This is a genomic window from Janthinobacterium sp. SUN211, assembly GCF_030587315.1.
GTDB classification, from domain to species: domain Bacteria; phylum Pseudomonadota; class Gammaproteobacteria; order Burkholderiales; family Burkholderiaceae_D; genus Janthinobacterium; species Janthinobacterium kumbetense.
In genome coordinates this window covers 255,294-268,161 of record NZ_JAPWIC010000003.1, presented here as the reverse complement: position 1 = coordinate 268,161, position 12,868 = coordinate 255,294, and the positions used below count along the sequence as shown (strand labels likewise).

12 protein-coding genes are annotated in these 12,868 nt (G+C 63.6%); 4 read left to right on the top strand and 8 right to left on the bottom strand.

Annotated features, from left to right (window positions below; genetic code table 11):
• The first annotated feature begins 4 nt into the window (after positions 1–4).
• Both O3301_RS12460 and ybaL read left to right on the top strand, forming a co-directional pair.
• Positions 5–1,126: a beta-ketoacyl-ACP synthase III gene (locus tag O3301_RS12460; RefSeq protein ID WP_305056508.1), complete on the top strand. Its 1,122-nt coding sequence runs from the start codon at positions 5–7 to the stop codon at positions 1,124–1,126.
• 210 nt (positions 1,127–1,336) lie between these two features.
• Positions 1,337–3,049, top strand: coding sequence for a YbaL family putative K(+) efflux transporter (gene ybaL, locus O3301_RS12455; RefSeq protein ID WP_176381492.1), 1,713 nt, complete (start codon positions 1,337–1,339; stop codon positions 3,047–3,049).
• Between the two features lie 57 nt (positions 3,050–3,106).
• On the opposite strand, the gene O3301_RS12450 is transcribed toward ybaL, so the two are convergent.
• A complete protein-coding gene (locus tag O3301_RS12450) occupies positions 3,107–5,152 on the bottom strand; it encodes an NADPH-dependent 2,4-dienoyl-CoA reductase (protein ID WP_099665873.1) in 2,046 nt (681 codons plus the stop codon).
• 160 nt (positions 5,153–5,312) lie between these two features.
• Here O3301_RS12450 and O3301_RS12445 point away from each other — a divergent pair, with 160 nt between their 5' ends.
• Positions 5,313–5,894: an SRPBCC family protein gene (locus O3301_RS12445; protein WP_289899628.1), complete on the top strand. Its 582-nt coding sequence runs from the start codon at positions 5,313–5,315 to the stop codon at positions 5,892–5,894.
• A gap of 2 nt (positions 5,895–5,896) precedes the next feature.
• Here O3301_RS12445 and O3301_RS12440 read toward each other — a convergent pair whose 3' ends face one another.
• The 4 genes from O3301_RS12440 to O3301_RS12425 all read right to left on the bottom strand — a co-directional run bounded on the left by O3301_RS12440 (position 5,897) and on the right by O3301_RS12425 (position 8,466).
• Positions 5,897–6,352, bottom strand: coding sequence for a hypothetical protein (locus O3301_RS12440; protein WP_099408108.1), 456 nt, complete (start codon positions 6,350–6,352; stop codon positions 5,897–5,899).
• 43 nt (positions 6,353–6,395) lie between these two features.
• Positions 6,396–6,836, bottom strand: a complete 441-nt coding sequence (locus tag O3301_RS12435) for a DUF2721 domain-containing protein (RefSeq protein WP_034783716.1) — start codon at positions 6,834–6,836, stop codon at positions 6,396–6,398.
• Between the two features lie 112 nt (positions 6,837–6,948).
• The gene (pip, locus tag O3301_RS12430) at positions 6,949–7,905 is read right to left on the bottom strand and encodes a prolyl aminopeptidase (protein WP_099665875.1); all 957 of its coding nucleotides are present in this window, start codon (positions 7,903–7,905) and stop codon (positions 6,949–6,951) included.
• A gap of 78 nt (positions 7,906–7,983) precedes the next feature.
• Complete coding sequence (locus tag O3301_RS12425) at positions 7,984–8,466, bottom strand: Lrp/AsnC family transcriptional regulator (RefSeq protein WP_034752896.1); 483 nt, start codon at positions 8,464–8,466, stop codon at positions 7,984–7,986.
• A gap of 153 nt (positions 8,467–8,619) precedes the next feature.
• Between O3301_RS12425 and O3301_RS12420 the strand changes: the two genes are divergently transcribed.
• Positions 8,620–9,240, top strand: coding sequence for a LysE family translocator (locus O3301_RS12420; RefSeq protein ID WP_305056507.1), 621 nt, complete (start codon positions 8,620–8,622; stop codon positions 9,238–9,240).
• Here O3301_RS12420 and O3301_RS12415 read toward each other — a convergent pair.
• The 3 genes from O3301_RS12415 to O3301_RS12405 form a co-directional block, all read right to left on the bottom strand.
• The gene (locus tag O3301_RS12415) at positions 9,177–10,601 is read right to left on the bottom strand and encodes a hypothetical protein (protein WP_305056506.1); all 1,425 of its coding nucleotides are present in this window, start codon (positions 10,599–10,601) and stop codon (positions 9,177–9,179) included. The genes O3301_RS12420 and O3301_RS12415 overlap by 64 nt on opposite strands.
• A 117-nt stretch (positions 10,602–10,718) precedes the next feature.
• Positions 10,719–11,459, bottom strand: coding sequence for an acetoacetyl-CoA reductase (gene phbB / locus O3301_RS12410; protein WP_035823615.1), 741 nt, complete (start codon positions 11,457–11,459; stop codon positions 10,719–10,721).
• A 138-nt stretch (positions 11,460–11,597) separates the two neighbouring features.
• A complete protein-coding gene (locus tag O3301_RS12405) occupies positions 11,598–12,776 on the bottom strand; it encodes an acetyl-CoA C-acetyltransferase (protein ID WP_034783723.1) in 1,179 nt (392 codons plus the stop codon).
• Positions 12,777–12,868 lie beyond the last annotated feature (92 nt).

The following is a 12,868-nucleotide window of genomic DNA, read 5'->3' as shown; positions in this document are numbered from 1 at the left end:
AACCATGAAACAAGTCGTCATCAGCGGTACCGGACTGTACACGCCGCCATTTTCGATCTCCAACGAAGAGCTGGTCACCTGCTTCAATGCCTACGCGGAAAAATTCAATGCCGACAACGCCGACGCGATCGCCGCGGGCACGGTGACGGCGCTGGACCTGTCGAGCGTGGCCTTCATCGAAAAGGCGTCCGGCATCAAGTCGCGCTTCGTGATGGAAAAGGAAGGCATCCTCGATCCGGCCCGCATGGTGTCGCGCATTGCGGAGCGTGGCGATGACGAACTGTCGCTGCAGGCGGAAATGGCCGTCGCCGCTGCGCGCGACGCCTTGGCGCGCGCCGGCCGCACGCCAGCCGATATCGACATGGTACTGGTGGCTTGCAGCAATATGCAGCGCGCCTACCCGGCCATGGCCGTGGAAGTGCAGGATGCGCTGGGCATCGATGGTTATGGTTTTGACATGAACGTGGCGTGCTCGTCCGCCACCTTCGGCATCCAGCAAGCCGTCGCCGCCGTGCAAAGCGGCCAGGCGCGCGCCGTGCTGGTGTTGAACCCGGAAATCACCAGCGGCCACCTGAACTGGCGCGACCGCGACAGCCATTTCATTTTCGGCGACGCCTGCACCGCCATCATCGTCGAAGCGAAAGACACGGCCGTCTCGCAGCACCAGTTCGAGATCATCGGCACGGAACTGAAAACGCGCTTTTCTAACGCCATCCGCAACAATTTCGGCTTCCTCAACCGTTTTGACGAATCCGGCATGGGCAAGGCGGATAAATTGTTCCACCAGCAAGGCCGCAAGGTGTTCAAGGAAGTGTGCCCGATGGCTGCCGAGATGATCAAGACGACCCTGGCCAAGGCCGGCGTGGAAGTGGCGCAAGTCTCCCGCTACTGGCTGCACCAGGCGAATCTGAACATGAATCTGCTGATCGCGCGCCTGATCCTGGGCCGCGACGCGGAAGCCAACGAAGCGCCCGTGATCCTCGACACCTACGCCAACACCTCGTCGGCCGGCTCCATCATCGCCTTCCATAAGTATCAGGATGACATGGCGGCGGGCGCCACGGGTGTCATCTGCTCGTTCGGCGCCGGTTATTCCATCGGCTGCGTGATCGTGCGCAAGGTGTAGAGACACGGGGTGGCATAGGGTGGAGTCCTTGAATTAGGCGAAGATCCGGGTGGATAACATGCGTTCGTGGCCACCTGGACGAAGATATAGCACAGGTTTTTTGCAATAAAGCCGCAGGAAATTTTCCGGCAGGGGCTTTGATGCGTTTATACTTGGTCGCTGAGCAACATCTTTTTCCATCCGCACGTCCCCATAAGGAACCCCACACGCATGCCCCATGACATCAGCCTGATCACCACCATCGCCGCCGCCCTCGGGTTCGGCCTCATCTTCGGCTTCATCGCCGCGCGCCTGAAACTGCCGGCCCTGGTCGGCTATCTGGCCGCCGGCATCATCATCGGACCGGCCACGCCCGGTTTTGTGGCGGATGCGGAAATAGCGGGACAATTGGCGGAAATCGGGGTGATGCTGATGATGTTCGGTGTCGGCCTGCACTTTTCCATCGAGGATCTGTGGGACGTGCGCAAGATCGCGCTGCCCGGCGCCATCCTGCAGATCGGCGTCGCCACGGCGATGGGCATGGGCCTGGCCCACTGGTGGGGCTGGACCCTCGGTGGCGGACTGATCTTTGGACTGGCCCTATCGGTCGCCAGTACCGTGGTGCTGCTGCGCGCGCTGGAAGAACGGGGCATCCTCGATTCCCTGAATGGCCGCATCGCCGTCGGCTGGCTGGTGGTGGAAGACCTCGTCACCGTGCTGGTGCTGGTGCTGCTGCCGGCGTTTGCCGGCGTGTTGGGCGGCAAGGTGGCACCGGATGCCGAGGCCGTCAGCCTGTGGCAAACCCTGGCTATTACCCTGGGGCAAGTAGCCGGCTTCATCGTCTTCATGCTGGTGGTCGGCCGCAAGCTGTTCCCGTGGATTTTGTGGCAAGTGGCGCGCACCGGCTCGCGCGAACTGTTCACCCTGTGCGTGATCGCCGCCGCCGTCGGCATCGCCTATGCGTCGACCAAGCTGTTCGGCGTGTCCTTCGCGCTGGGCGCCTTCTTCGCCGGCATGGTGCTGCGCGAATCGGAACTCAGCCACCGCGCCGCGGAAGAATCGCTGCCCCTGCGCGACGCGTTCGCCGTGCTGTTCTTCGTTTCCGTCGGCATGCTGTTCGAGCCGAACATCCTCATCGAGAAGCCCCTGCAAGTGCTGGCCGTGTGCGCCATCATTATCTTCGGCAAGTCGATTGCCGCCTTCCTGCTGGTGATGGCCCTGCGCTACCCGCCGAAAACGGCCATCATCGTCTCGGCCAGCCTGGCGCAGATCGGCGAATTCTCGTTCATCCTGGCCGCGCTGGGCCTGTCGCTGGGCCTGATGCCGCAGGAAGGCCAAAGCCTGATCCTGGCCGGCGCCATCCTGTCCATCGCCTTGAATCCGCTCGTGTTCAGCATGGCCAAGCCGCTGCTGCGCGTGATGAGCAACAGCGATTTCGCGCGCAAGTTCGAACGCACCACGGACCCGCTGGCCGAACTGCCGATGACGGTGCCGCAGGAAAAACTGTCGGGCCAGATCGTCCTGGTCGGCTATGGCCGCGTGGGCCGGCGCATCGCCGCCGCCCTGATGGAACGGGGCATCCACTTCGTCGTGGCCGAGGAAAACCGCGAAATCGTTGACCAGCTGCGCAAGCAGGGCATTCCGGCCGTGGCCGGCAATGCGGGCGAACCGGCCGTGCTGATCCAGGCGCACATCACGCACGCCACCATGCTCGTCATCGCCACGCCGGACACCTTCCACGTGCGCGCCATGATCGAGACGGCGCGCGCGCTGAACCCGAACATCATGACGGTGGTGCGCACGCACAGCGAGGAAGAGGCGGAATTGCTGCGCGCGGAAAACGCGGGCAAGGTGTTCATCGGCGAGCACGAACTGGCCAATGGCATGGCCGAGCACGTGCTGCAGAGTTTTGATGCGGCGAAGAAGGGGCATGGCGGGCATTAAGCCGGCGCCATTTCCGTCCAGCAAGCCTGCCCGCTCCCCAGCCGGCAGGCTTTCTTTTTACAGGCTGGCGGCCAGTTCCGCGCCTTCCCGTATCGCCCGCTTGGCGTCGAGTTCGGCCGCCAGCGCGGCGCCGCCGATTTTATGGAAGCGGGGGCCGCCGGTGGCCAGCGGCTTGCCATCCTTGCCCATGTCCGGCATGAGCTCCGTCAAGCTGTCCTGGCCCGCGCAGATGACCACGTTGTCCACCGCCAGCAGGCGCTGCTCGCCGCCCACGGTGATGTGCAAGCCCTGCTCGTCGATCTTGTCATAGCTCACGCCGGCCAGCATGGCCACGCCGTTTCTCGCCAGCGCCGCGCGGTGCACCCAGCCCGACGTCTTGCCCAGTCCCGCGCCCACTTTCGACGTCTTGCGCTGCAACAGGAAGATTTGCCGCACGGGCGCAGGCGCCACGGGCGGCACCAGGCCGCCGCCGGTGGCCGCATCCAGGTCCACGCCCCACTCGCCTGCCCAGGTGGCCACGGGCAGCGGCAGCGGGTGCGCCGGGTCGTGCAGCAGGTATTCGCCCACGTCGAAGCCGATGCCGCCCGCGCCGATGATGGCCACGCGCGCGCCGACAGGCTTCTTGCTTTGCAGCACATCCAGATACGACAGCACTTTCGGGTGGTCAATGCCGGGAATGGCCGGCAGGCGCACCTTGATGCCGGTGGCGACGATGACGTCGTCATAGCCGCCGGCCAGCAATTGCTCGCGCGTCACGCGCTGGCCCAGGCGCAGCTTGACTTCCAGCAGTGCCAGCCGGCGGGCAAAATAGCGGATGGTTTCCGTAAATTCTTCCTTGCCGGGAATTTGCATGGCCACCTTGAACTGGCCGCCCACGCTGTCGCTGCTGTCGAACAGGGTCACCTCGTGCCCGCATTCAGCGGCCACGCAGGCGGCGGACAGGCCAGCCGGTCCGGCGCCGACGACGGCCACCCGGCGCGGCACGGCCTTTTTCGCGTACACGAGTTCCGTTTCATGGCAGGCGCGCGGGTTGACGAGGCAGCTGGCACGCTTGTTGGCAAACGTGTGGTCCAGGCACGCCTGGTTGCAGCCGATGCAGGTGTTGATCTCATCCGTGCGCCCGGAGGCGGCCTTGGCGACAAAATGGGGGTCGGCCAGGAACGGGCGCGCCATCGACACCAGGTCGCAGTCGCCCCGCTCCAGGATGGCGTTCGCTTCGTGCGGCATGTTGATGCGGTTCGACGCCACCACGGGAATACCGACTTCGCGGCGCAGCCGGCCCGCCACGGAAGCGAAGGCGGCGCGCGGCACGGACGTGACGATGGTGGGCACCCTCGCCTCATGCCAGCCGAAGCCCGTATTGAGAATCGTCACGCCCGCGTGTTCCAGGGCCTTGGCCACCGCCACCACGTCATCCCAGGTATTGCCGCCCTCGACCAGGTCGAGCAGGGAATGGCGGTACATGATGATGAAGTTGGGGCCGACGGCGGCGCGGATGCGGCGCACGATGTCCACGGGCAGGCGCATGCGGTTTTCGATGCTGCCGCCCCAGCGGTCCTGGCGCAGGTTCGTGCGCGCGCACAGGAATTGATTCAATAAGTATCCTTCGCTGCCCATCACTTCGATGCCGTCATAGCCGGCCTTTTGCGCCAGGCGCGCGCAGCGCACGTAGTCGCAGATGGTGCGCTCGATGCCCCGTTCGCTCAGGGGACGGGGGCGGAATGGCGAGATCGGCGATTTCTTCGCCGACGCCGAGACGACGAACGGCTGATAGCCATAGCGGCCCGCATGCAGGATCTGCATGACGATCTTGCCGCCCTCCTCGTGCACGGCGCGCGTCACCTTGCGGTGGTTCGGCACGTCGCCGAGGAAATTGAGCGTGCCGCCGAACGGCAGCAGCCAGCCCTGGCGGTTCGGCGAGATGCCGCCCGTGACGATCAGCCCCACCCCGCCCCGCGCCCGTTCGCGGTAAAACGCGGCGAGCTTGCCATAATGATAAAACCGATCTTCCAGGCCCGTATGCATGGACCCCATGATGACGCGGTTGCGCAAAGAGGTAAAACCCAGGTCGAGCGGGGCCAGCAGGTGGGGATAGGCAGTCATGGTGATCGGTCCGGTAGAGGTGGTATGCAGGCCGTACGGTAGCAAGCATTGCCGCTCGCCGCAGCGTATTTCTCTAGACCGGGAGTTCTAAATCGCCCGGCGCACGGGCCGGCGATGCGTACAGCTTGTGCCGGGCGCAAGTTTCCCGTAGGCTAGGTGCATGACGCGACTCTTCCTTTGCCTGCTGATGCTGTGCGCCGTCCCCGCTACCGCGCTGGCGCAGGCGATACGCCTGGACAAGCTCAAGGTCGACGTCAAGCGCATCGAGGTCGACGGGCAGCGCATGTATGAAGTCGATGCCAGCGGCAGCGTGCAGGCGCCGCCGGCGTCCGTCTGGAAGACCCTGACCACCTACGAGCGCATGCATGAATTCGTGCCGGACTTGAGTTCCTGCCGCGTGCTGTCGCGCAACGGCAATGAAGTCATCATCGAACAGCAGGGCATGGCGCGCTTCCTGTTCATGAACCACCCCATCCACCTGGTGGTGCGGGCCACGGAAACGCCGTTCACGGCCATCGACATCGCCCTGATCTCGGGCGACATGCGGCATTACGAATCGCGCTGGAATCTGTACCCCATCCCCGAGACGGGCGGCACGCGCATCGTCTTTTCCAGCCGGCTGATGCCGGGCTTCTACGTGCCCGGCATGCTGGGCACGACCATGATACGCGGCGATATCGAGCGCATGATGGCGGCCGTGCTCGCACGCATCGACAGCCAGTACGCCGATAAATCCGGATAAAACTACGCCAAATAGGTATCGCGGTCGCGGATTTCCGCGAAGTTTTCCAGGCTGCCCAGCTTTACCGTGACGGGATTCAGGCTCGCCTGCGGCTGCATCGAGCGCCAGGCGAACAGCCATTCCTGCTCGGGCGCCTCGGCGCGCGTCTTGGTGAAGGCGGCGCCCAGGGCGGCGCGCTGGCCATACTCGACCAGGCCGTCGATGCCGGCCCAGCTGGGCAAGGTGCGCTGCACGGCGCGGTGCAGGCGTTCGCCGAATTCTTCCGTATTGTGGATGATCAAACAGGCGTCGGCCGGGGCGAACAGGTCGAACAGTTGCTTGTCCCACACTTGCGAAAAGCTCAGGGTCAGACAATTGCCTGCAGGCATCAGGCGGAACTGGCCCAGGCTCAGCGCCAGCTCGAGTTCGCTGCGCTGGCCGTAGCGGTGCAGGGTGGGGGGACGTTTGTAATCGTGCATACTGGACTCGTTCTTCAATAGTAGGGTAAAACCGGCGTGCCGCTTAACGTGGCGGGCGGATATGGCGCCGGATGCGCTGGGCCGTCGCGGCCAGATAAATTTCGCGCAGTAAATAAATAAAACAGCCGATCAGGCAAATCACGGCCAGCACAAAGAAGGCCGCGATGTATTTATCCAGGGTCAGGTTCAGAATATCGCCCAAAAACAGCATGGCGATGATGACGCAGACGAAGAAACCGCACGCCGTGCTGAGCGAAATCGAGTAATTGATCAGATGGGTACGCCGATACAAGGTATCTAGCTCATCCATATAGAAATCGTTATAGCCGATGTCGAGCCGGTCTTCCAGCACGCGCGTGCGGTCGATGATGCGGCCCAGGCGGTTGGTCAGCACCACCAGCATGGTGCCGATACCGGTCAACAGGAAAACCGGCGCAATCGCCAGCTGGATGATATGGCCGATGTCGCCGATCTGTATGTTCATGGATAAAAAGTCGTAGGTTCACACCGGCGCCCGACCGTGGCGCCAGCACAGGCCATAGTGTAGCAGGTGGCGCCCGCCGGCTGGCCGCTTTGCCAACCGGCGGGCTCTGGCGTCATGCGAAACCGCGCCCCGGCACGAAGCGCTCGGTGGCGCGCACCAGCGCCGAAGCGATGCCGTGCTCGAGCGCGCCATGGCCCGCATCCGGGATCATTTCCAGCTGCGCGCCCGGCCAGGCTTGCTGCAGGCGGTAGGCCGACAGCGGCGGGCAGATGGCGTCGTAGCGGCCTTGCACGATGACGGCCGGCAAATGCGCGATGCGCGCCATGTTGCGGATCAGCTGGTCTTCCTCGAAGAAACCCAGATTGGCCATGTAGTGCGATTCGAGCCGGCCCACGCCCAGGTCGAGCGCATCGTTCGGCGCATCTTCCGGCTGCGGCATCAGGTAGACGCGGCGGCCTTCGAAGCGGCTCCAGGCGCGCGCGGCGGGCCAGTACACGGCGGGATCGCTGCTGAGGATGCGTTTCACGTAGGCCGCCAGCAAGTCGCCCCGCTCCTCTGCGGGAATAGGCGCGGCGAATTCCGCGTACAGTTCCGGATAGAACCAGCGCACGCCCTCGATGAACCAGTCGATTTCCGCCTGCGTGCACAGGAAAATGCCGCGCAGCACGAAACCGAGGCAAGCCTCGGGGTGCGCCTGGCCATACGCGAGCGCCAGGGTCGAACCCCACGAGCCGCCAAACACCAGCCATTGGTCGATGCCGAACTGGACGCGCAAGCGTTCGATATCGGCGATCAGCAGCTGCGTCGTGTTGTTGCGCCATTCGCCCAGCGGCGTGGACTTGCCCGCGCCGCGCTGGTCGAACAGGATCACGCGGTAGCGCTGCGGATCAAAAAAGCGGCGGTGCTGCGGCGACAGGCCCGCGCCCGGGCCGCCGTGCAGGAACAGCACGGGAATGCCGTCGGGGTTGCCGCACTCTTCCCAATAAATGGTGTGGATGTCATCGACCGCCAGCATGCCGTGCCGGTTCGGCGACAGGACGGGAAACAGGGGGGACAAAGAATCGGGCATGGCGGTCCTCAGAATGGCAGTCGGGGCGCCAGGCACGAGTCCTGGCAACTGTTCCAATTATAGTGCGCCGCCGGCGCCTCAGGCCAGCAGCAAGGGCAGGCGGTTCGACGACTTGATTTCGCGCATCGACAAGCTGGACTGGATTTCCGCCACGCCAGGCAGGCGGCGCAGCACGGTCGAGACGAATTCGCCATACGCTTCCAGGTCGCGCGCCACCACTTGCAGGAAATAATCGGCTTCACCCGCCACATTGTGGCACGACAAGATCTCGGGAATCGTCGCGATCGCCTGCTCGAACTGCGACGGCTGTTCGCCGCCATGGTTGGCAAACACGACCCGCACGAACGCCACCAGGCCGATGCCCAGCTTCTTGCGGTTAAGCAAAGCCTGGTAGCCGGTAATGAAACCCTCCTCTTCCAGGCGGCGCAAGCGGCGCCAGACGGGGGTTTCGCTCAGTTTCAAGCGCTCGGCCAGGCGCGCATTCGACAGCCGTCCTTCATCCTGCAACAGCCTGAGTATCTGCAAATCGGTGGCGTCGAGGCTAACTTCTGAAATTTTCATCTATTTTTTGTTTTTATACGAGTGGAATCTACCCGAATACTAGGGCATGCAGGGCAGGAAAAGCAAGCACATTTCATCGCTGCAAGAACATAATGGGACCCGGCGAGCAGGCCGCACCGTGTGCATGCTCCCGCTTTTCTTTTCGACCGAGCCATGTCCGATTCTACCTTCCTGATGTACCTGCTGGCACTGGCCGGCGCCTTTTTATTACCGGGCCCCGACATGGCGCTGGTGCTGGCGACGGGCGCCGCGCGCGGCGTGGCCACGGCGCTGGTGACGGCCGTGGGCATCGCCGGCGCGCGCGCCGTCCATGTGGCGCTGTCGGGCGCGGGCCTGGCGGCGCTGATGGTGACGCATCCGCAAGCCTTGCAGTGGGTCAAATGGGCGGGCGCCGCCTACCTGCTGTACCTGGCGCTGCGCCTGCTGCAGTCGGCCCTGTCGAGCAAAACGGCACAGGACGCGGCCACCCCCGCCACGGCGCATGGCGCCCGCGCCAGCCTGGTGCGCGGCTTCCTGACGAATCTGCTCAATCCGAAGGCACTGCTGTTTTGCAGCATGTTCCTGCCGCAATTCGTCGTCGGCAGCGAGCAGGTCGGCATGCAATACCTGCGCCTGGGCGCCGTCCTGGTGCTGGTGGGCCTGCTGTTCGACGCCCTGTACGCCGTGCTGGCCGCGCGCCTGGCGCGCCGCCTGCGCGGCAGGCCTTCGCCTTACGGCAAGTTCGTGCTGCCTGCCGTGTTCGTGCTGCTGGCCGGGCGGCTGGTGCTGGGCTGAACCGGCGCTCCGCTCTCGAAAAAGACGGGATAGCCCGTCAGTAACTCCTGTTCCCGGCGGTTCACGCTGGCAAACAGGCGATGCGTGGGTACCAGCGTCCGGCCCGCCTCCCAGCTGCGCCAGGCATTGGCAGTATCGAACTGCGCATACAGCGCATCGCCCAGCTCCTTGTAGCCGCCGGCCAGCTGCGGCCGCGCTTGCAGCGCTTCCAGATGCAGCGCGATCGCCTCCGGCCATTGCCCTGCCTTGCCCCGCATGCTGGCCTCGAACAAGGTCAGCATGGGCTGATCCTTGCCGACCTGCGCGCGCAATGCCTGTATTGCGGCGAGGCCGGCCTTGATGGCATCCTCGTCCCTGGCCGACAGCGCGCGTATCAATTGCTGTGCCTGTTCATTGGTTTCCAGGGCCAGCCTTTGCTGCGGCGATAATTTCCCCACCGGCGCGCCTGTGGAGTAATTGTCTTCCATCATGATCAGCAAGGCAGCAAAAGGCCGTTGCCCGGCAAACGCCTGCTCCGCCTGCGCGCGCATTGCCGGATGCGCCTCGGCGGCCAATGGCTGCAGCCGTGTTGCCTGGTCCAGCACGCGCTCCAGCAAGGGGGCCCCGGCGCCGGCCCTGCCCGGCCGGTAGCCTTGCAGCGTAAAGGTCGCGGGCGCATCCGCCTGCACGCCGCTGACACGAAAGCGGCGTGTGAGCTTGCCTCCCACCTCCCGGTAGTACAGCAGGAATTGCATGGGGATCTGCCTGCTGTCTGCAAACATTTTCAGCACCAGCGGGTGGCCGCCCCAGGTATAACGCAGAAACTGGGCAAATGCCTTGCTATCCTGCCCATCGCCTGCGATGTGGGCCGGCCCCAGGCGCAGCAAGGGGTGTTCATCGAGCGACCACAGGACCTCGCCATCGAGAATGTTGGGGACCAGCCTGCCTCGCACCTTGCCGGCCCGGACCGACAGCGCCTGCTCCTCGTAAGCCTGGGGCGTGACATGATCGGCCCGCTTGGCAAGCGTCAGCACGTCGGCAATGCCCAGCCGGTGGCGCATCTCGCTCTGGCGCTGCCCGACAACATCGAACAGCGAATATTGCTCGTAAGTGCCAGCCGCCTTGTCGATAACATAGCGCCGGCGCGTGGAAAAATCGAGCACGGACAGCGTCTTGCCATCGCTGACGCTGATGTACTGCTGGCCCAGCACCACATCGTTTTCCTCCACTTCTTGCGCAGGCAAGCGGCTTTTCACGCCGGGGAATTTCTCTCGCTCGGTGGTGACGCTCACGTGAAACGAGACAGCAGCCTGGGCCGCACTGGCGCCCAGGAAAAGGATGGCGGCCACGCTGGCGCGGCGCAAGGCGGGAACTAGGGTCATGGAGATGATGCAGTGGAGAAATACTGATTTTAAGGCAAATCCGGCGATTCCCTTGTTTTGCTTGCAAGCATAAAAAAAGACAGCCGCAGCTGTCTTTTTGTTTTACCTCAACAACGATTACGACATGTGCTGGCCGCCGTTGATCGAGATGTTGGCGCCCGTGACGAAGGCTGCTTCATCGGAAGCCAGGTAAGCCACCAGGCCGGCCACTTCTTCCGGCTTGCCCAGGCGCGCCATCGGAATTTGCGGGATGATTTTGCTGTCGAGCACTTCCTGCGGAATCGCCATAACCATCTTGGTGCCGATGTAGCCTGGCGAGATGGTGTTGACGGTGACGTTCTTGCGCGCCACTTCCAGCGCCAGCGACTTGGTGAAACCATGCATGCCGGCTTTCGCGGCCGAATAGTTGGTCTGGCCGAAGGCGCCCTTCTGGCCATTCACGGACGAGATATTGATGATGCGGCCCCAGCCGCGTTCCACCATGCCGTCGCAGACGGGCTTGGTCATGTTGAAGACGGAATCGAGGTTGGTGCCCATCACGGCGTCCCAGTTCGGCTTGTCCATCTTCTTGAACGTCATGTCGCGCGTGATGCCGGCGTTATTCACCAGCACGTCGACAGGACCGATTTCCGCTTCCACGGCCGCCACGCAAGCCGCTGCCGAATCGTAGTCGGCCACGTCGCACGGATACGCCTTGAAGTCGTAGCCCATGTCCTTGGTCGTCGCCAGCCATTCCGCGACCTTCGGATTGCCTGGGGAATATGTGGTCACCACGCGATAGCCGAGCGCCGCCAGCTTGAAACACACCGCTTCGCCCAGACCACCCATGCCACCAGTTACCAATGCAACTCTTGCCATTTTCATCCCCTCAGTGTCGTTCTGTTGCTAAAAAATTAATAATTTAATGAAAGCAATCCAGCTCCGCCGCGTGACGGCGGCGTACCGCACCCAGTCGTCACGCACAGCGCGCGACGGCCTGGGTGCGGTGCCAGCTACTTAGTCGCGCTCGATGGCTAAAGCTACACCCATGCCGCCGCCGATGCACAATGCGGCCAGGCCTTTCTTGGCGTCGCGGCGGATCATTTCGTGGATCAGGGTGACCAGGATGCGCGCGCCCGAGGCGCCGATCGGGTGGCCGATGGCAATCGCGCCGCCGTTCACGTTGATCTTGCTGGTATCCCAGCCCATTTCCTTGTTGACGGCAATCGCTTGCGCGGCAAACGCTTCGTTGATTTCCATCAAGTCCAGCTCTTCATGCGTCCAACCGGCTTTTTTCAGGCACAGGCGCGATGCGGAGACGGGGCCCATGCCCATGACGGCCGGGTCCAGGCCCGACGAGGCGTAGGCCTTGATGCGTGCCAGCGGCTTCAAGCCCAGTTCCTTCGCTTGCGAGGCGGACATCATGATGACGGCGGCGGCGCCATCGTTCAGGCCGGAAGCGTTGCCGGCCGTGACGGTGCCGTCCTTGGCGAACGCGGGGCGCAGGCCGGCCAGCGATTCCAGGGTCGAGCCGGGCTTGATGTATTCGTCGCTGTCGAAGACAACGGTACCTTTTTTGTTGGCGATTTCCAGCGGCAGGATTTCATCCTTGAACTTGCCCGCCTTTTGCGCCGCTTCCGCCTTCAGTTGCGACTGCAGCGCGAATTCATCCTGCTCGGCGCGCGTCACTTCGTATTTCTTGGCGACGTTTTCCGCCGTGATGCCCATGTGGTACTGGTTGTACACGTCCCACAGGCCGTCGACGATCATGGTGTCGATCATCTTGAAGTCGCCCATGCGGAAACCGTCGCGCGAGCCGTTCATCGCGTGCGGCGAAGCGCTCATGTTTTCCTGGCCGCCGGCGATGATGATGTTGGCGTCGCCGCACTTGATCGCTTGCGCCGCCAGGTGCGTGGCCTTCAGGCCGCTGCCGCATACCTTGTTGATGGTGAATGCCGGGATGCTGCTCGGCAGGCCAGCCTTGATGACGGCCTGGCGCGCGGCGTTCTGGCCGACGGCAGCCGTCAGCACCTGGCCCAGGATCGCTTCGCCGATCAGGTTCGGGTCGATGCCGGTTTGTGCCAGCAAGCCCTTGATTACATGCGCGCCCAGTTCGGACGCAGGAATCTTGGCCAGACTGCCACCGAATTTGCCGACTGCGGTACGGCCGGCGGCCACGATTACGACATCATCCATTTATTTCTCCGATATGCTGGCCACGAGGGCCAAGGTCAAGGTGCTAATAGAATCCCATTGGAATCCTGTGAATCCGGGAAGACACAGCAAGC